This window comes from Paenibacillus kribbensis (assembly GCF_002240415.1).
In the GTDB taxonomy this organism is placed as follows: Bacteria; Bacillota; Bacilli; order Paenibacillales; family Paenibacillaceae; genus Paenibacillus; species Paenibacillus kribbensis.
In genome coordinates this window covers 3,083,510-3,106,428 of the sequence record NZ_CP020028.1, presented here as the reverse complement: position 1 = coordinate 3,106,428, position 22,919 = coordinate 3,083,510, and the positions used below count along the sequence as shown (strand labels likewise).

At 53.1% G+C, this 22,919-nt stretch carries 1 protein-coding gene (cut by a window edge); it reads left to right on the top strand.

Translation table 11 applies throughout. The features are described from left to right. Positions 1 to 50: 50 nt before the first annotated feature. Positions 51 to 22,919 carry the 5' portion of a non-ribosomal peptide synthetase gene (locus B4V02_RS13735; RefSeq protein WP_094155229.1) on the top strand. It continues 19,314 nt past the right edge of the window, so the window shows 22,869 of its 42,183 coding nt (coding positions 1-22,869); the start codon lies at positions 51 to 53; its stop codon lies beyond the right edge, outside the window.

Genomic DNA, 22,919 nt, shown 5'->3' with positions numbered 1-22,919 from the left:
ATATGCGAAGTTCCTTTTTAACAATAACTATTTTGCGAGGAGAGAGACGTATGACTCAGCATGATGTTCAATTGATTTCATTAAGCCAGCCACAGCAGCGTATTTGGTATACGGAGCTTTTGTACCCCAATCGCAACACGTCCACGATTATTGCAACGGTTAAAATCAAGGGAACGGTTCGTATAGATGCATTGCAGCAGGCGATGAACGAAGTTATTGCGCAAAATGATTCTTTTCGTATCAAAATCACTGCTCAGGATGGCATTCCATATCAATATGTAGAGCCATTTGCCGCTCAAAACATAGAAACGCTCCAGGTTACCCCGGAGGAAGCTGATCAATGGGTAAACCGCAACAATCCACAGCCGTTCTCATTGCTGGATTCGCAGCTTTACCGGTTTGTTATTTTACAGCTGGGGGCAGAGGAAACCTGGTTTAATTTCAAAATGCACCATATTATTTCAGATGGTGTATCCATGAATCAGGCCATTAATGAAATTACCGCGCATTACATGGAGATTGTGCATGGCAGTGGTCAAGACAGGGCGACTAAAGCGAATCCATATCTGGATTTTATTCAGGTGGAGCAAAGCTATGAGCAATCTGACCGTTATGAAAAGGACAAGACGTACTGGACGGAGAAGTTTGCCGATTTGCCGGAGACTACAGGTTTAAAATCATACAATCCGCTAACACTGAGCACGGCTGCACGCCGGGAAAGCTATATACTGGAGCATGAATTGTATCGTGGTGTTGCGGCTTTTTGTGAGGAGCATAAAATCAGTATTTTTACGTTCTTCCTGGCCGCCCTGTATATATATTTGCATAAAGTAACGGGGGAACAGGATTTAACAGTAGGTACACTGTACGCTAACCGTACGTCGAAAAAGGAAAAGGATACGATTGGCATGTTCGTCAGCACCGTGGCTACGCGCCTGCTGGTTGAGCCGGAATCCGAGCTGTTGACCTTCCTGCAAGGTGTGGGCAAGGAACAGTCGTCCATTTTGCGGCATCAACGTTATCCGTACAACAAAATTATTCAAGATTTGCGTGAACAGCAAAACAGTCTGGACATTCAGCGCCTGTTTGGTGTTTCCATTCAGTACCGTACGCTGAGCTTCTCCCGTTTTGATGAAGCTATTCAGCAGGTGAACAACGATTTCTGCGGAGATACGGTGAACGACTTCGATATTCACATGGTGGAAATGCTGGATGACGACAGACTTGTCCTGTACCTGGATTATCGTACCGAGCTGTTCAGCGAGCAGGAAATTGCCCGAATCATCCGACAATTCTTGAGTGTGGCGGAGCATATGGTGAAAGGGCCACAGAAGAGGATACAGGAGTTGTCGCTGATTAATGACGAAGAGCGGGCGCAAATTGTAGATGTGTTCAATGCTACAGCAGTAGAATATCCACACGATGCAGGGATTCATGAGCTGTTCGAGCAACAGGCAGAACGTACACCGGATCAGACGGCGGTTGTGTATGGAAACAGTCGTTTAACCTATGGACAGCTGAATGAACAGGCCAACCGACTGGCTCATACGCTGCGCGGTTACGGTGTTACTGTTGAACGGACGGTGGGTATCGTCGCTGAGCGTTCCACAGATATGATCGTCGGCATGCTGGCGATCCTCAAGGCGGGCGGCGCATATGTGCCGATTGATCCGGATTATCCGGCAGAACGTGTACGCTACCTGCTGGAGGATTCAGGCGCGAAGCTGCTGCTGGTGCAGCGCGCGGAGCAGCAACCCGATGACTATAGCGGAATTGTGCTGGATCTGAGCGACGCCACTGTCTATGGAGCAGAGGATGATCAAGGCTTAAATACCGTACAATTGGAGCAAAACGAGGCTTATCATGCGGATTATACCCATTATGCAAATCCGAAAAATGAGATTCCACAAACAGGTACATTCGGGGATCGGCTCGCCTATTTGATGTACACTTCGGGAACGACTGGGCAACCCAAAGGGGTTATGGTGGAGCACCGCAATGTCGTACGTTTGGTGAAAAATACAAACTATGCGCAATTGGATGCCGACACGCGCATTTTGCAGACCGGTGCCGTTGTCTTTGACGCGTCCACCTTTGAAATCTGGGGTGCGCTATTGAACGGCGGCCAGCTGGTGCTGGTGAGCCAGGATGTCATTCTGGACGCGCCGAAGCTCAAGGAAGCCGTGCGCAGCCACGGCATTACGACGATGTGGCTGACCGCACCGCTCTTTAACCAGCTGTCCCAGCAGGATCTGAAGCTGTTCGAGGGGATACGGGAGCTGCTGGTCGGCGGGGATGTGCTGTCCGTCCCGCACATTAACCGGGTGCTGGAGGCTTATCCGTCCCTGCGGATTATCAACGGCTACGGCCCGACGGAAAATACGACCTTTTCCACCACGCATGCGATTACTGGCGTACAATCCGAATCGGTGCCGATTGGCAGCCCGATCCATAACTCGACGGCGTATGTCGTGGATCGTTCGATGCAGCTCCAGCCTGTCGGGGCGTGGGGAGAGCTGATCGTCGGCGGTGATGGGGTAGCACGTGGATACCGCAACCGTCCGGACCTGACGGCTGAAAAGTTCATCGACAGTCCGTTCCGCAGCGGAGAACGCTGCTATCGCACAGGCGATCTGGTGCGCTGGAATGCAGACGGGACGCTGGAATACAAGGGGCGGATTGACGCCCAGGTGAAAATCCGGGGCTACCGGATCGAGCTGGGCGAGGTGGAGACACAGCTGTTGAAGCTGGAGGCGGTGCGAGAAGCCGTCGTGATTGCACGTGAGGACGAGCAGGGGCAGAAGCAATTGTGCGCCTATGTGGTGACCCAAGCGGATGTAGCGGCAAGTGAGCTGCGCAGCGCATTGAGCCAAGAGCTGCCGGGCTACATGGTGCCATCGTATTTCGTGCAGCTGGAGCAATTGCCACTGACGCCTAACGGCAAGGTGGATCGCCGGGCGTTGCCGCAGCCGGAGGGAAGTGTGGATTCCGGCGAGGACTATGTAGCAGCCCGAAACGATGTGGAGCGGACGCTGGTATCGGTATGGCAATCCGTACTGGGTATCGATCACATCGGCGTACTAGATAACTTTTTCCATCTGGGTGGCGACTCGATCAAGGCCATTCAGGTGTCTTCAAGATTGCTGCAAAACGGCTATAAGCTGGAAATGAGGGAGCTGTTCCAATATCCGACCATCGCTGAGCTGAATGGTCGAGTGCAGAAGGTGAACCGTGTCTCGGATCAAGGGGAAGTCACTGGAGCGGTAGCGTTAACGCCGATTCAGCATTGGTTTATAGAGCAGCAGCCATCCAAGCCGGAGCACTATAATCAGGCGTTGATGCTGCACCGTGAGGATCGTATGGACGAAACGGCGCTTCGTCAGGCACTGCAACGCATTGTCGAGCATCATGATGCTTTGCGTATCGTATTTCGGCAAAATGCAGACGGCGGATATGAAGCCTGGAACCGTGGTGTGCAAGAAGGTGATCTTTTCAGCCTCGAAGTGGTCGATTTTACGAATGAGCCTGATTTTGCTCATGCGCTGGAAGCAAAAGCCAGTGAAATTCAAGGCAGCATCTGCCTGCATAAAGGCCCTTTGGTGAAGCTGGGTCTGTTCCGCTGCGCTGATGGCGATCATTTGCTGGTGGCGATCCACCATTTTGTGGTCGATGGTGTATCTTGGCGCATTTTGCTGGAGGATTTGGCAACTGGCTATGAGCAGGCTTTAAGAGGCGAGTCTGTCCGTTTACCTCATAAGACGGATTCCTTCCGTCTGTGGGCTGATCAGCTGTCAGCTTATGCGAACAGCACAGCATTGGAGAAGGAGCGTGCGTACTGGCAGCAACTGGAGCAAGCTGGGGCTGCTCAAGCAGCTTTGCCCAAGGATTACACTCGCAAATCCGAGACCAAGCCTCAGCTGCGCGATGACCGTACACTTACGGTAGTGTGGACGGCCCTGGAAACAGAGCAATTTTTGAAGCAGGCACACCGTGCCTACAATACGGAAGCGAACGATCTGCTGCTGACGGCTCTGGGAACCGCCGTTCACGAGTGGGCTGGCATCAGCCACGTGCTTGTGAATCTGGAGGGTCACGGGCGGGAAGCCATTTTGCCGGATGTGAATATTACACGTACCGTCGGTTGGTTTACCAGCCAATTCCCAGTTGTGCTGGATATGGGCGAGGACCGAAATGTGGGACGGCGTGTCAAGAATGTCAAGGAAGGGTTGCGCCGTTTGCCGCATAAAGGGATTGGATACGGGATCTTGAGATATCTTGCTGGTGGGGAAGGGAAAGCACCTTTTATAGCCGAGCCGGAAATCAGCTTTAACTATCTCGGACAATTCGATCAGGATTTGAAAAATAATGCATTCCGCATGTCTCCTTACTCCATCGGGGCTTCCATAAGTGACACGTTGACCAAGCGGTATGCACTGGATATCAACGGCATGATCACGGGCGGTGTGCTGGAACTGACGATCAGCTACAGCAGCAAGACGTTCATGAAAAAATCAATCAAAAGACTGGCTGATCTGCTGCAGGAAAGCTTGCGTCAGGTATTGGCCCATTGTGTGGAAAAGGAGCTGCCGGAGCTGACACCAAGCGATCTGTCCTTCCAGGAACTGACGGCTGGAGAACTGGAGCACATTGTAGAGCAAACCGCTGCTGCAGGAGAGCTGGAAAATATTTATTCGTTAACACCCATGCAAAAAGGCATCCTGTTCCACGGCTTGATGGAGCCGCAATCGGGAGCGTATTTTGAGCAGGCGACCTTTGATCTGCAAGGCAGCTTCCAGGTGGATGCTTTTGCCGAAAGTCTGAATCTATTGGTGGACCGCCACCAAATTTTCAGAACGAACTTTTATAGCGGATGGAATGAGCAGCCCTTACAGGTGGTGTACCGTCATAAGGCTGCCGGATTCCGGTTTGAAGATGTGCGTTCCATGGAGCCAGCGGAGCTGGACGCGTACATTGCCGATTTTGCCGAGCGCGACAAAGCAGAGGGCTTTGATTTTAGCACAGGCGAGCTGATGAGAGTATCTGTATTACGTACGAGCGAGGAAACATACCGTTTTGTGTGGAGCTTCCACCATATTTTGATGGACGGCTGGTGCTTGTTCCTGGTTGTCGGGGAAGCATTTAATACGTATTTTGCATTGCTTGAAGGCCGCAAGCCAGAGCTTGCCCCGGTAACACCATACAGCGAATATATTGAATGGCTGGAACGGCAGGACAACTCGGCAGCAGAACGGTTCTGGAGTGACTATTTTGCTGGCTTTGAACAACAGACGGTGCTGCCGCAAGCGAAGCAGTTAGACGGTCACGCCAAGGAATATGAAGCGGAGAAGCTTTCGTTTACACTGAGCCGTGAATTGACGGAACAGATGAACAAGCTGGTCAAACAGCAGCAGGTGACGGTAAATACGTTGCTGCAAGCAGCGTGGGGCGTGGTCCTGCAACGGTATAATCATAGCCGAGACGTTGTATTTGGCAGTGTCGTATCGGGTAGATCAGCGGATATTCCGGGCATCGATAAAATGATCGGTTTGTTTATTAATACCGTTCCGGTGCGGGTTCATAGCGGCAAAGATGTTACGTTCGCCCAGTTGATGAAGCAGACACAGGAGCAGGCGCTTGCTTCCCGTGCCTATGAAACCTATCCGTTGTATGAAATTCAGGCCCTGACGGAGCAGAAGCAGGATCTGGTGAACCATATTATGGTGTTTGAGAACTATCCGGTGGAACAGCGTATGGAGCAAATGGGCAGCCATGCCACGAATGGTTTTACGATTGCCAATGCTTCCATGTCGGAGCAAACGAACTATGATTTCAACATTACCATTGTGCCGGGCGATGAAATCGGTGTTCATTTGGAATACAACGCGCTGGCGTTTGAACGTGAGGCTATAGAGCAAATCCGTGAGCATTTGCTGCACATTATAGAGGAAGCAATCAATAGACCGGATGCGCTGGTCGATGAGCTTGAGCTGGTGACTGCTGAGGAAAAAGCGAAAATCATCGACGGTTTTGGTTCCGTTGGCGTGTCTGCGTGGAGTGATGTGAAGGAAGCAGCATGGTTGTTCCATGTCTATGTGGAGGAACAGGCGCAGCTTGTACCGGATCATGTGGCAGTGGTGTACGAGCAGCAGCAGCTAACGTACCGTGAGCTGAACGAGCGTGCGAACCAATTGGCCCGCAGATTGCGGAATGAAGGCATTGGACGCGAGTCGATTGTCGGCATTTTGAGTGAACGTTCGGTGGACATGCTGGTCGGCGTACTGGCGGTATGGAAGGCTGGAGGCGCGTATGTGCCTTTGGATGCCGATTATCCGTCGGAGCGAATCCGCTTCATGCTTGAGGATAGCGGGGCGACGGTGCTGCTGACCCAAATCGGCTTGCAGGAGCGTGCTCAGGCATGGCTGGAGGAAAGCGTGTGGGCCTTGGCCAGAGGGAAGTCTGAGGGGCAACTGGAAACGGCGGTTAGCGCTGAGGCGATGGAACAAGATGCTCTCCATGGAGACCTGAGCCCTTTAACATCAGCTTCGCTATCTAACCGTGAAGCAGCGTCCGAATCCGCGGCTGTACTGCGCCTGCATACGGTGCTGGCGCTGGACGATGAGTCGCTGTACACCGGGGATGCCACGGATATCGAGCACATCAACGAGCCGCAGGATCTGGCGTATGTGATCTACACCTCCGGGACAACGGGACGTCCGAAGGGCGTCATGATTGAGCATCGCAGCCTGGTGAATACGGCTGCGGCGTACCGCCGGGATTACCGTCTGAGCCAGTTCCCGGTACGGCTGCTGCAGCTGGCGAGCTTCTCCTTCGACGTGTTCGTCGGCGATATCGCACGGACGCTCTATAACGGCGGCACGATGGTCATCTGCCCGAAAGACGACCGGATTGATCCAAGCCGTCTGTATGGCTGGATTCGTGATTATCAGATTACGGTGTTCGAATCGACACCGGCTCTGATCGTACCGTTCATGCAGCATGTGCATGAACACGGACTGGACATGAGCAGCCTGGAATTGCTGATCACCAGTTCGGACAGCTGCAGCGTAACGGATTATCGGGTGCTGCAGGAACGATTTGGCGCGGATATGCGCATTATTAACAGCTATGGCGTCACGGAAGCGGCGATTGATTCCAGCTTCTACGACGAAGAGCTATCGAAGCTGCCAAGCAGTGGCAATGTGCCGATTGGTCAGGCGTGGCTCAATGCCCGCTTCTACATCGTGGACAGCCAGCTGAATCCAGTGCCGATCGGCGTGCTGGGCGAGCTGTGCATTGGCGGAGCCGGGGTAGCACGCGGGTATCTGAACCGTGCGGATCTGACGGCCGAGAAATTCGTGGCGAATCCGTACGTACCGGGTGAACGACTGTACCGCACCGGCGATTTGGCGCGGTGGATGCCGGACGGGAATGTGGACTTTATCGGCCGGATGGACTATCAGGTCAAAATCCGGGGCTACCGGATCGAACTGGGCGAGATCGAAACGGCGATCCAGCGGGTGCCGGGCGTGCGTCAAGCGGTGGTGATCGACCGGACGGATGAGCGCGGGCACAAGTATCTGTGCGGATATCTCACGGGAGAAGCGGAGCTGCGAATCGAGGAGGTACAGGCAGAGCTGGAAGCCGGGCTGCCAGCACACATGGTGCCTGCACGCTTGATGCGTCTGGAGACGATCCCGCTGACCAGCAACGGCAAAATCGACCGCAAGGCCTTGCCGGAGCCGGAAGGCAGCCTCCATACCGGCGCAGCCTATGTAGCACCGCGTACAACGGTCGAGCAGGTACTGGCTGCGGTATGGGCCGGGGTGCTCGGCGTGGAAGCGGTAGGCACGCAGGATAACTTTTTCGAGCTGGGCGGCGATTCGATCAAGGCGCTGCAGGTATCGTCCCGCTTGCTGCAAGCAGGCTATCGACTGGACATGAAAGACCTGTTCAGCAATCCGACGGTAGCTTCACTGAGTCCTTTGCTCCGCACAGATGGCAAAATCGCCAGTCAGGAAGAGGCAGCAGGTAAGGTAGAGCTGACACCTATTCAACGGTGGTTCTTCGAGCAGCAGCCAGTTGACCTACATCACAGCAACCAGGCGATGATGCTGTATCGAGCTGGACGCTTTGATGTAGACGCGCTGCGCCATACTATGGAACGCATTGTGCAGCATCATGATGCATTGCGTACCGTATTCCGCGCGACAGAGCATGGCTACGCAGCTTGGAATCGCAGTGTGGAGGAAGGCGAGCTATATACACTGGAAATTGTCAATTTCAGCGGGGTTGAAGACGAAGCTGGCGCTGTGGAAGCCAAGGCGAGTGAAATTCAAGCCAGCATTCATTTGAGCGAGGGTCCGCTTGTGAAGCTCGGTCTGTTCCCATGCGCTGAAGGCGATCATTTGTTAATCGTCATTCACCATTTGGTGGTGGATGGCGTCTCGTGGCGTATTTTGCTGGAGGATCTGGCATCTGGTTATGAACAAGCTGTCGCAGGGAAAACAGGCAAAGCCCTTCGACTACCGCATAAAACAGATTCGTTCCAGACATGGGCTGAGCATCTGTCGGCTTATGCGAGCAGTACGGAGATGGAGCGGGAGCTTGCTTACTGGCAGCATATCGAACAAGCGGAAGCAAGCATGGTGAAGCCGTTACCGAAGGATTTTGCGAGCGATCACGCCTTGCTTGGAGACAGTGAGGTTGTCACAGTCCGCTGGACGAAACAGGAAACGGATTTGCTGCTCAAGCAGGCTCACCGCGCGTATAACACGGAAATGAATGACCTGCTGCTGGCTGCACTCGGCAAAGCCGTATATGACTGGTCCGGTTCTGAACGGGTGCTGGTCAACCTGGAGGGCCATGGACGGGAGGCCATTTTGCCGGATGTGGATATTACGCGCACAGTTGGCTGGTTTACGAGCCAGTTCCCGGTTGTACTGGATGGAAGTCTGGGACAAGGTGGAAATACCGCTCGTTTGATCACACAGGTCAAGGAAGGGCTGCGACATATCCCGCAAAAAGGCATTGGCTACGGTATTTTGCGATACCTGTCAAATACGGATGCTTTTGCGCAAGCAGGTGTGAAGCTTCAAGCGGAGCCGGAGATCAGCTTTAACTATCTGGGTCAGTTTGATCAGGATTATAAAGGCAATGATCTGCAGCCTTCCTCCTATTCCATCGGTGTGCCTGTCAGCACAAACGCGGCTATGGATTTTGCGCTGGATATCAATGGGGTGATTGAGGATGGCGAGCTGCTTTTCACGATTCGTTACGGCACAACGCAATTCCGTCATGAAACGATTGCACGGCTTGGAGAACTGCTGGGAGCTGGCTTGCGTGAGGTGATTAGCCATTGTGTCGCCCAAGAAAGAACGGTATTGACCCCAAGTGATGTTCTGTTAAATAACGTCACACTGGACGAGCTGGAGCAGTTGGTGGAAGATACGCGGGATCTGGGTGAGCTGGAAAATGTGTATGCCTTGACACCCATGCAAAAGGGCATGCTTTTCTACAGTCTGATGGACACGGATTCTGCGGCTTATTTTGAGCAGGCAACCTTTGAGTTGAACGGACGTTTTGATGTGGTTGCTTTTGGCAAAAGCTTGGATCTGCTCGTCCAACGACATGAGGCACTGCGGACGAACTTTATCAGTTCATGGAAGGATGAGCCTGTGCAGGTCGTCTTCCGCAGCCGCAGCGGAGCCTTGTATTACGAAGATTTGCGCGGACTGGCAAAAGAGGAACGTGAAGCTCGGGTTGAAGCTTTTATCCTTGCAGATAAAGCCAAAGGATTCCGTCTGGCAGAGGATGCACTCATTCGTGTCTCCATTCTGCAAACCGGGGATGAAATGTACCACTTTATTTGGAGCTTCCATCACATTTTGATGGATGGCTGGTGCTTGTCCTTTATGACGCAGGAGGTATTTGGCAGCTATCTGGCACTTCGTGCAGGTCAGGAGCCAGTGCTGGAGCCTGTCACGCCGTTCAGTCGCTTTATCGAATGGTTGGAGCGTCAGGATCGTGAGGCGTCCCTGCAATACTGGAGCGGATATCTGGCTGAATATGAGCAGCAAATTACGCTTCCACAGCAAAAAACGCAGCCGAAATCCACACAAGCCGGGGAATATGTCGCCGGAGAGCTGGAATGCGACTTCCAGCCAGAGCTGGTCGCTCAGATTGAACGGGTGGCAAAGCAAAATCAGGTGACCATCAACACATTGATTCAGACAGTATGGGGCGTCCTGCTGCAAAAATATAACAACAGTACGGATGTCGTGTTTGGCAGCGTTGTATCCGGTCGTCCAGGTGATATTCCGGGTGTGGAGCGCATGATCGGGTTGTTTATTAATACGATCCCAGTGCGCGTGCAGTCAGAAAAGGGCGAAGCCTTTGTCGAGCTGATGAAGCGAACACAGCGACAGGCGCTGGCCTCCAATGCCTATGACGCCTTCCCGCTGTATGAAATTCAGGCGCTTACCGAGCAGAAGCAGGATTTGATCAATCATATTATGATATTTGAAAATTATCCGGTGGAGCAGCAGGTAGAGCAACTGGGAAGCGAAGGACAGGAACTATTTACGATTTCGAACGTGGTGGCTACAGAGCAAACCAACTACGATCTGAACGTAGCCGTTATGCCGGGAGAAGGCATAAAGATTCGTTTTATGTATAACGCGCTTAGTTTTGATCAGGCAGGCATTGAGCGTCTGCATGGACATTTTGCGCGTCTGCTGGAACAAATTTCGCTCAACCCGCATGTTCGTGTTGAAGAGCTGGAATTGGTCACGGTGTCGGAAAAACAACAGATTACAGCGTCGTTTAATGATACTGCTTCTGTATATCCGCGCAATCAGACGATCCAAAAGCTGTTTGAGGAGCAGGCTGAGCGGACGCCGGATCATATGGCCGTAGCTTTGGGACATCAATCTCTAACCTATCGGGAGCTTAATGAAGCGGCCAACCGATTGGCACATACGCTGCGGGATGCAGGAGTCAAGGCGGATGAACCTGTCGGTATTCTGACCGAGCGCTCGCTGGATATGATTACCGGAACGCTGGCTATTTTGAAGGCTGGAGGCGCGTATGTTCCGGTAGATCCTCAATATCCGGAAGACCGTATCCGCTATATGCTGGAGGACTCGGGAGCCAAGCTGCTGCTGGCTCAGCAGGATTTGCTGGACCGCTGCTATTTTGACGGACAGATTGTCAATCTGAATGATGAAACGTCTTACAGCCTGGATGACTCCAATCTGGAGATTGCTGGCGCGGGCCATCATGCTGCTTATGTCATTTATACCTCAGGCTCCACAGGCAAGCCGAAGGGCGTAGTCGTTGAGCATCAAAGTGTCGTGCGTCTCGTGCGCAATACGGATTATGTGCCGTTCGATGAATCGACGCGAATGCTGCAGACTTGCGCGTTTGTATTTGATGTATCGACGTTTGAAATTTGGGGCGCGCTGCTGAACGGCGGTCAGCTGGTGCTTGTGCACAAGGATGATCTTCTGGACGCGGCCAAGCTCAAGGAGACAATACGGGATCATCGTATCAACATGATGTGGCTGACCACACCGTTATTTAATCAGCTTTCACAGCAGGACAGTCAACTGTTCGGCGATGTGAAGTATTTGCTGGTCGGAGGCGATGTGCTGTCCGCACCGCATATTAACCGGGTACTGCGTGATAATCCGGATATGAACATCATTAACGGCTATGGGCCTACGGAAAATACTACCTTTTCGACAACGTACCACATTACAGAAGAACAGCTGGATTCTGTGCCGATCGGACGTCCAATCCGCAATTCGACGGCGTATGTTGTGGATTCGGCGTTCAATCTGCAGCCGGTTGGAGCTTGGGGTGAGCTGGTTGTCGGTGGCGACGGGGTTGCACGTGGCTACCTGAACCGTCCTGAGCTGACGGCTGAAAGATTCCTGTCCAACCCTTGGGTGGAGGGAGACCGTCTGTATTGCACGGGGGACCTTGTCCGCTGGCGTGAGGATGGCATATTGGAATATGCCGGACGGATTGACCAACAGGTTAAAATTCGCGGTTACCGGATTGAGCTTGGTGAAGTGGAGACTCAGCTGTTAAATATCGATTCCATTCGGGAAGCTGTGGTGTTGGCACGCGAGGATGAATTTGGACAAAAAGTACTGTGCGCGTACTACACCTCTGATCGGGAGTGGAGTACAGGAGAACTGAGAAATCTGCTGGCGCAGGAAATCCCGGGCTATATGGTGCCATCTTATTTCCTTCATCTGGAGCAGATTCCACTGACGGTGAACGGCAAGGTGGACCGCAAAGCACTGCCGGCACCGGAAGGCGGATTACAGACTGGAATTGAGTATGTAGCACCACAAACAGCAGCGGAACAGGCGCTCGCGGCTGTATGGCAAACGGTGCTTGGTGCTGGACAAATCAGCACGCTGGATAATTTCTTCGATCTGGGCGGCGATTCGATTAAAGCGATTCAATTCTCCTCCAGACTGCTTCAAGCCGGATACAAGATGGATATGAAAGATTTGTTCAAATATCCGAGCGTCAAGGAACTGGCTCCGCATCTGCGTCTGGCGGACAAGAGAACCGCCGAGCAGGGCGAGGTTACAGGAAAAGTGCCGCTGACGCCGATACAGTACTGGTTTGCAGAGCAGGAGCAGGTGAACGACCATCACTTTAATCAGGCAGTCATGCTGCACCGGGAGAAGGGCTTTGATGAATCGGCTCTGCGTCAGGCGCTTCATAAGCTGGCAGAGCATCACGATGCACTGCGGACGGTGTTCAGCAAAACCGAGCAAGGCTATGAAGCATGGAACCGCGGATTACAGGAAGGTGAGCTGTATCACCTGGATGTGCTGGACTTTACGGACCTGACGGATGAAGCCTTGCTCAGCGCAGCGATTGAGGCAAAAGCCAGCGAAATTCAAAGCAGTATTCGTTTGCATGAAGGACCGCTTTTCAAAGTCGGCCTGTTCCACTGTGCTGATGGGGATCATCTGCTGCTGGCGATTCACCATTTGGTGGTGGACGGGGTATCGTGGCGCATTTTGTTTGAGGATTTGGCTACAGCCTATGAACAAGCCGTCAATCAGGAAGTGCTGCAGCTGCCGGACAAAACGGATTCCTTCCGTTCCTGGTCTGGACGACTGTCCACTTTTGCGAATAGTGCGGCAATGGAAAGTGAATGCGCCTATTGGGAACAATTGAACGCATCCGCTTTGGCTGATCAAGCACGGCTGCCTGAGGATCAGGCTCAGGATGGCAGATTTACCTTGGCTGACACGGATACAGTAATTGTCAAGCTTACGAAAGAAGAGACAACACAGTTATTGAAGCAGGCATACCGCGCATATAACACGGAAGTGAACGATCTGCTTCTGACTGCATTGGGCATGATGCTGTACACATGGACCGGTCATGAACGCAGCCTGATCAATCTGGAGGGGCACGGACGTGAGGACATTTTACCGGATACGGACATTTCGCGTACTGTAGGCTGGTTTACGAGCCAATATCCAGTGCTGCTGGACCTCGGTCGTGATCGTAGTCTGTCGGGACGCATCAAACAGGTTAAAGAGAGCCTGCGTCGTATTCCGAACAAAGGAATCGGCTACGGTATTTGGCGGCATCTGAGTCAATCCGGTCAGGTCGTTGGTCAATCCGATGCAGGTTACGCCGAGCCACAAGTGAGCTTTAACTATCTCGGACAGTTCGATCAGGATTTGCACAACAGTGATACTCGCATGTCTCCTTACCCGATTGGCTCGGTCGTCAGTGATCGGACGAAGATGAAATACGCGCTTGATGTGGGCGGTCTCGTCACGAACGGCGAACTGGAGCTGGACATTCGGTATAACGGCAAGGCCTTCCGCAAGGATACGATCCAAATGCTGGCTGACCTGTTAAAAGCAAACCTGCTTGAAATCATCGAGCATTGTGTCACACGGGAGCGGACTGAATTGACTCCAAGCGATGTACTGTTAAAAGGTCTGACGCTGGAGCAATTAGCCACCATTATGGAGCAGACAAAAGACGTTGGAGAATTGGAGAATGTATATCCGTTAACGCCAATGCAAAAGGGTATGCTGTTCCATAGTCTGATGAATGCAGAATCAGGAGTGTATTTTGAACAGGCGACGTTTGATCTGGAAGGACATTTCGAGCCGGATGTATTTGAGACAAGTCTGAATTTGCTGGTAAGCCGACATGCGATACTCCGGACGAACTTCTACAGTGGCTGGCATGGTCAACCGCTGCAGGTCGTCTACCGCCACAAAAAGCCGGTCTTCCATTATGAGGATGTCAGAGGGCGTGAAGACGGTATAGCTGAATTTGCGGCTCGGGATAAGGCTCAAAACTTTGATTTGGGCAAGGATGCGCTTATGCGGGTAACGGTCTTCCGTACGGCTGATAGCTCGTACCGTTTTGTGTGGAGCTTCCATCACATCGTGATGGACGGCTGGTGCTTGTCACTAGTGACAGAAGAAGTGTTCGGTGCATATTTGTCCCTGAAGGAGAAGCAGCAGCCAGTGTTGGCACCTGTCAAACCGTATAGTCAATATATTGAATGGCTGGAACGGCAGGATGCGCAGGAAGCAACCCGCTATTGGAGCGACTATCTGGCTGGCTTTGAGCAGAAGACCTGGTTGCCCGGGGAAAGTGTACAGGCATCTGTAATGGAACGGGCTGAGGGAACAGACAGAAGCGGTGTGACTTCAAATTCCGGATATGTTTCGGAAAAGCTGTCATTCGTGCTGGGTGAAGAACGGAGCGCGGCATTGAACGAAATTGCCAAGCAGCAACATGTAACGATTAATACACTGCTGCAAAGCGTGTGGGGCGTTATTTTGCAGAAATACAACAACAATGAGGATGTTGTGTTTGGCAGTGTTGTATCCGGGCGTCCGGCAGAAATTGCGGGTGTGGAAAACATGATCGGGCTGTTCATCAATACGATTCCGGTTCGCATTTACAGTGAGCGGAATGCAACGTTTGCTGAAATATTGCAGCGTACACAGGAGCAGGCTTTGGCTTCCGGTGCGTATGACACGTTCCCGTTGTACGAAATTCAGGCGCTGACCGAACAAAAGCAAGACCTGATTAATCATATTATGGTATTTGAAAACTTCCCGATCGGGCAGCAGATCAGTCAGGCGACCGGCTCCGGCGAGACAAGCACACAGGCTGGTTTATCCATAACAAACGTGGCCATTGCAGAGCAAACCAACTATGATTTTAACCTGATTGTAGTGCCTGACGAGGATATCTCCATCTTGCTTGAGTACAATGCCCTGGTTTATAACCGAGCTGCTATGCAGCGTATCCAAGGTCATATCGACCATGTCATCGGGCAAATTGTTGACAATCCGCACATCCGTGTGAATGAGCTCGAATTGGTGACACCAGAAGAACAGGCGCAGATTATTCAGGTCTGGGGAGATACAGCGGCAGTCTATCCGCAGGATCAGACGTTAAGCGCGCTGTTCGAGCAGCAGGCAGCGAACACGCCGGAGCAAACGGCGGTGCTGTGCGGAGCGGAATCGTTGACCTATGCTGAGCTGAATGAGCGTGCGAACCGTTTGGCCCGGACGCTGCGTGCGGAAGGAGTTCAGCCAGATCAGCCGGTAGGCATTCTGGCACAGCGCTCGCTGGAAATGATCGTGGGTATCTACGCGATCCTCAAAGCAGGCGGAGCCTACGTGCCGATTGATCCAGAATACCCGGCGGATCGCATCCGCTTTATGCTGGAGGACTCGGGAGCGAAGCTGGTGCTGTCGCAATCACATTTGGCTGAGCAGGCGTCGCTGAGCTTTGATGGCAAGGTGCTGGACCTGGACCATTCGGTGCTGGATCGTGAGGGCATTTACCACGAAGACGGCTCCAATCTGGAGCCATTGGCCGGACCGCACCATGTAGCCTACGTCATTTACACCTCCGGTTCCACCGGAAAACCGAAGGGCGTTATGGTCGAGCATCATTCGGTCCTGAACCGGATTTTGTGGATGCATGACCGCTACGGCTTGAGTGCGGAGGATACGATCCTGCAAAAGACTGCCTTCACCTTCGACGTGTCGGTGTGGGAGCTGTTTTGGTGGTCGATGGTTGGCTCGAAGATGAGCCTGCTGCCCGTTGGCGGGGAAAAGAATCCGGAGGACATCGTCGACACGATTGCCCGTGATAGAGTCACCACGATGCACTTTGTGCCTGCCATGCTGCATGCGTTCCTGGAATATGTGGAGCAGCAGCCACGGGAAGTGATGCAAGCGAAGCTGGGCACGCTGCGCCATGTATTTGCCAGCGGCGAAGCGTTGCCGCCGCAGCATGTGGCGCGGTTCCAACGGCTCGTGTCGAGTCTGGGCGGAGCGAAGCTGATCAACCTGTACGGCCCGACGGAAGCGACCGTGGACGTATCGTACTTCGATTGCGAGCCAGGAGAAGAATATGCGGTGATTCCGATCGGGAAACCGATTCAGAACATCCGTCTGTACATCGTCAAGGAAGGAACGGAGCAATTGCAGCCGATCGGGGTTGCAGGCGAACTGTGCATTGGCGGTGTAGGCGTAGCCCGCGGCTACCTGAACCGACCGGAACTAACGGCGGAGAAATTTGTTGCCGATCCGTTTGCAGGCGGCGAAGCCGGATATGAGCGGATGTACCGCACGGGTGATTTGGCGAGATGGATGCCGGACGGCAACATCGAATATTTGGGCCGGATCGATCATCAGGTGAAAATCCGGGGCTACCGGATCGAACTGGGCGAGGTGGAATCACAGCTGCTGAAAGTGGAGTCCGTACGAGAAGCCGTCGTTATGGCGCGTGCGGATGAAACGGGACAAAAACACATGGTGGCGTACTACGTCGCCGGGCAGGAGATCGGTGCTGGCGAACTGAGAAATGAACTGGGCCGGGAGCTGCCAAGCTATATGGTGCCGTCGTACTTTGTACAGCTGGAGCAAATGCCGCTGAGTCCAAATGGCAAAATCGACCGCAAGGCCCTGCCAGCGCCAGAAGGCAGTCTGCAAAGCGGAGCGGATTATGCAGAGCCGCGTACGGCGCCGGAACGGGCACTCGTGGCGGTCTGGCAGTCGGTACTGGGCGTGCAAACCGTCGGTATTTTAGACAATTTCTTTGATCTGGGCGGCGATTCGATCAAGGCGATTCAAATCGCGTCCCGTGCATTCCAGGCAGGCTACAAGCTGGATATGAAGGATCTGTTCCAGTATCCAACGATCGCTGGGCTGGCACCGCATATGCACGAAGTAAGCCGCGTGGCAGACCAAGGAGAAGTAAGCGGGGAAACGGCGCTGCTTCCGATCCAGCACTGGTTCTTTGCCCAGGAGCGCGAGCGTCCGCAGCACTTTAATCAGGCGGTTATGCTCTATAGCGCCACAGGCTTTGATGAGACGGCGGTTCGCCAGGCAATGGATCACATCGTGGAGCATCATGATGCGCTGCGTACGGTTTTCCGTCAGGCTTCCTCCGGTTATATGGCTTGGACACGCGGTGTGGATGAAGGCGCATTGTATACGCTGGAAACGGTGGATTACCGTGAACAGGCGACCTATTCGGAGGCTCTGGAAGCAAAAGCAACGGAAATCCAAAGCAGCATCGACCTGTCCGCAGGACCTTTGGTCAAGCTGGGATTGTTCCGCACAACCGAGGGCGATCATCTGCTGATATCCATTCACCATTTGGTAATGGACGGGGTGTCGTGGCGGATTCTGTTTGAGGATTTCGCTACAGGCTACGAGCAAGCGGTGAAGGGCGAGCCTGTACGATTGCCTTATAAAACGGATTCCTTCCAGACGTGGGCACGCGAGTTGACGGCTTACACTCATCGTTCCTCGGCTGCTTCGGATGCGACCTATTGGAAGCAGGTAGAGCAGGTCAAAGCCAAGATGGCTCCGCTGCCTAAGGATTTTGTCTATGAAGGCTCCTTGCATACCGACAGTGAAGTGCTGACGGTGGAGTGGAGCGAAGACGAAACCCGGCAGCTGTTGAAGCAGGCCCATCGCGCCTACAACACCGAGGTCAATGATTTGCTGCTGACCGCACTGGGGCTGGCGCTGCATAACTGGACAGGTGCAGGACAGGTGCTGGTGAACCTGGAGGGCCATGGCCGGGAAGCCATTCTGCCAGAGGTGGATATCACGCGCACGATCGGCTGGTTTACGAGCTTGTATCCGGTGCTGCTGGAGACAGGCAAGGGAATGACACTGGCACAGCGGATTAAAGAAACGAAGGAAGGTCTGCGCCGAATTCCGCATAAAGGGCTGACATATGGCACCTGGCGTTATCTGTCCCCTGCGTCCGCTGCGGATGAAGTGCGTACGATCGCAGCAGAGCCGGAAATCAGCTTTAACTATTTGGGTCAGGTCGACCAGGATTTGCAAAACAGCGGAATTACGTTGTCGTCCTACAGTGCCGGGGAGACAGAGGATGCACATTCCCGTTTGCCGTACACACTGGATTTGAATGCGATGATCTCGGAAGGCACGCTGCGCTTGACGATCGCTTACAGCCGCAAGCAGTATCGCAAGGAAACGCTGAAACGGGTGGCGGGCCTGCTGCAATCCGCCTTGCAAGAGGTAATTGCGCATTGCGCCGCTCAGGAACAGCCGGAGCTGACCCCGAGTGATGTGTCCTTCAAAGGCCTGACGATTGGGGAGCTGGAGCAAATTGCGGAGCAGGCTGCCCATACCGGTGAGCTGGAAAATGTATACGCACTGACCCCGATGCAGAAGGGCATGCTCTTTTACAATCTCATGGATTCACAATCAGGAGCTTATTTTGAGCAGGCATCCTTTGATTTGCAAGGACACTTTAACATTGCTGCGTTTGCGGCAAGTTTGGATATATTGGTGCAGCGGCATACGGCACTGCGCACGAATTTCTACAGCGGCTGGAAGAATGAACCGCTTCAGGTCGTGTACCGGAATAAGCGTAGCGAGCTGTATGTAGAGGATTTGCGGGATATGGAGGAAGTGAAGCAAAACGATTACATCCTCGAATTTACGCGCAAAGACAAGCAGAGAGGCTTTAATCTGGCGCAGGATGCATTGATGCGTGTCGCTGTTTTACGCACAGGTGAGGATGCGTACCGTTTTGTATGGAGCTTCCATCATATCGTGATGGATGGCTGGTGCTTGTCGCTGGTGACAGGCGAAGTGTTTGCGAGCTATTTTGCAACACTGGCTCATAAGCAGCCGGAGCTGGCACCTGTAACGCCATACAGTCAATATATCGAATGGCTGGAGCAGCAGGATCGTCAGGCTGCATCCGGTTACTGGAGCAAATATCTGGAAGGGTATGAGGAACAGTCCCGCTTGCCACAAGCAAAAATTCAGGGCAAAACGGGGTATCAGGCAGAGCGTCTGGACTTTGACCTGGGTGCGGAGCTAACGGCTGGCATTCAGCGAGTAGCCAAGCGTTATCAGGTGACTACTAATACGTTGATGCAGACCGTCTGGGGCATTTTGCTGCAGAAATATAACGGCACGGATGATGTGGTGTTTGGCAGCGTAGTATCTGGACGTCCGGCAGAAATTCCAAATGTGGAGCACATCATAGGTCTGTTTATCAATACGGTCCCTGTACGCATCAGCACTCAAGAGGACAGCTTGTTCTCGGATGTGATGAAGCAAAATCAGCAGCAATCCATTGCTTCCCATGCCTACGATACGTACCCGTTGTATGAAATTCAGGGGCTGTCGGAGCTTAAACAGGATTTGATTAATCATATTCTTATTTTTGAAAACTATCCGGTAGAGGAGCAAATTGAGCAATTAGGCAACGGTGATGATGAGTCCAGCTTCAGTATCACAGGAGCCGAGTCTATCGAGCAGACCAACTATGACTTTAACCTGGTGGTGCTGCCGGGGAACACCATCCACATGAGCTTTGGTTATAATGCACTGGCATTTGAACGTGAAAGTGTAGAACAAATACGAGGCCATCTGGTGCAGCTGCTGGAGCAGGTGGCAGCGAAGCCGGACATTCGGGTGCAAGAGCTGGATATGTTAACCGAGCAGGAGCGCGAGCAAATTCTGGGCGTATGGGGAGATACAGCGGCCGAGTATCCAAGCGGGCAAACGATTCACGGCTTGTTCGAGGCGCAAGCAGCGCAGACACCGGAGCAGGCAGCGTTGTTCTTCGAAGGAGAGCTGCTGAGCTATCGCGAGCTGAATGAACGTGCGAATCGCTTGGCGCGTACCTTGCGCAGTCAGGGAGTGACGAAGGATCGTTTGGTGGGTCTGATGACCGAGCGTTCGATAGACATGATCGTGGGCATTTTCGGGATTTTGAAAGCCGGGGGTGCATATGTCCCAATCGATCCGACCTATCCAGAGGAGCGTATCCGCTACATGCTGGACGACTCGGAAGCGAAGCTGTTGTTAACACAAAGTCATCTGGTGGACAAAGCAGTTTTCGATGGCAACGTACTGGTGCTGGATGGAGCGCAGAGTGTGTATCACGGGGATGGTTCCAATCTGGAGCCGTTGTCCGGTCCGAACGATCTGGCGTATGTGATCTATACATCGGGTACGACGGGACAGCCGAAGGGCGTTATGCTGGAGCACCATGGGCTGTGCAATCTGAAAACGTATTTTGATCAGACTCTTCGAATCAGTACGACGGATCATGCGTTGCTGTTCGCCAGCTATTCGTTTGATGCGGCTTGCTGGGAAATCTTTCAGGCGCTGTTCTGTGGAGCCACGTTATATGTTCCAACGTCAGAGACGATTTTGAACTACGAGCGTTTTGAGCAATATATGGCGGATCATCAAATCACTGTGGCAGCCTTGCCGCCAACCTATGCGGTGTATCTGGAGCCGGAACGGATGCCAAACCTGCGTATTCTGTTCACTGCAGGTTCAGCGTCTTCAACAGAGCTGGTATACAAGTGGAAGGATCAAGTAGCGTACTATAACGGCTACGGTCCAACCGAAAACTCGGTCGCGACGTCGATCTGGCCGGTATCCGAGGATGAGAGAGCAGGGCAACTGATTTCCATCGGGCGTCCTATGCCGAACCACCGGGTATACATGGTGGATATGCATGGACATCTGGCGCCGGTGGGCGTAGCGGGTGAGCTATGCGTATCCGGTCCGGGTCTGGCCCGCGGCTATCTGGATCGTCCGGAGCTGACGGCAGAGAAATTTGTACCGAATCCGTTCGCTGCTGGAGAAGCGGGTTACGAACGAATGTACCGCACGGGTGACTTGGCGAGATGGATGCCGGACGGCAACATCGAATACTTGGGACGGATCGACCATCAGGTCAAAATCCGGGGCTACCGGATCGAGCTGGGCGAGGTCGAGGCCCAAATTCTGAAAGTGGAAGACGTGCAAGAAGTCATCGTACTGGCACAGGCGGACGAGCAGGGGCAAAATCAACTGGTGGCGTACTATGTGGCCGAGCGGGAAGTGAGTGCAGGCGAGCTGCGTGGTTTGCTGGGCGAGGAGCTTCCAAATTACATGGTGCCTTCGTATTTCATCCAGCTGGAGCAGATGCCGCTGACACCAAACGGCAAAATCGACCGCAAGGCCCTGCCGACACCGGAAGGCAGCCTGCAAAGCGGAGCGGATTATGTAGAGCCGCGCACGGCGCTGGAGCAGACGCTGGTTTCCGTTTGGCAAGCCGTGTTGGGTGCGAAGAGAGTCGGGATTTTGGATAATTTCTTTGATCTGGGCGGCGATTCGATCAAGGCCATCCAGGTATCCTCCCGTTTGCTGCAAGCTGGCTACAAGCTGGAAATGAAGGATTTGTTCCAATATCCTTCCATATCGCTGCTGAGTGGTCATGTGCATAAGGTCAGCCGTACTGCTGATCAGCGGGTAATTTCGGGGGCAGTTAAATTGACTCCGATCCAGCAATGGTTCTTTGGACAATCATCGGCAGAGCCGCATTATTTCAACCAGTCGGTCATGCTGCATAGAGTGGAAGGCTTCGATATAGACGCATTGCATCAAGCGGTGACCAAGGTTGCCGAGCATCATGATGCACTGCGCATGGTCTTCCGTCAGACCGAACAGGGCTATGAAGCGTGGAATCGTGGCTTGAACGAAGGCCAGATGTACAGTCTGGACGTTGTTGATCTGACGGACGTAGAAGACGCTGCGGACGTGGTGAAGGCCATTGAAGCGAAAGCAAATGCCATTCAAAGCTCCATTAGTTTGGAAGAGGGACCACTGGTCAAGCTGGGGCTGTTCCATTGCATGGATGGAGATCATTTGCTGATTGCAATTCACCATTTGGTGGTGGACGGCATTTCATGGCGGATTGTGTTTGAGGATTTTGCCACTGGATATGAGCAGGCGGTTCGAGGAGAAGCGATTCGTCTGCCATACAAAACGGATTCGTTCTCCACTTGGGCTGAGCGCTTATCTCAATATGCGAATAGTCCGGCCAGCGAAGACGAACGCGAATACTGGCAGCGTCTTGCCCAAACGGAATTCGTATCGCTGCCTAAGGATTACGAGAGAGCGGAAGGACAGCATTATCCGCTGAGAGACAGTGAAATTGTGACAGTGGCTTGGAGCGAGCAGGAAACACGACTGCTGCTTCAGGAGGCACACCGTGCGTATAACACGGAGGTGAATGATCTGCTGTTAACTGCACTCGGCACGGCATTATACAACTGGAGCGGCCAGGAGCGCATACTGGTCAATCTGGAGGGCCATGGCCGGGAAGCTATTGTTCCAGATATCGACATCACACGTACAGTGGGCTGGTTTACGAGCCAGTATCCGGTGCTGCTCGATGTTGACGGCAAGGCAGAGGTAGAGCAGCGGATCAAACGGGTGAAGGAAGACCTGCGCCATGTACCGCATAAGGGTATTGGCTACGGTATTTTGAAATATATGTCTGCGGGTGATACCGATCATTCCTTAACCTTGCAGCCTGAGATCAGCTTTAAC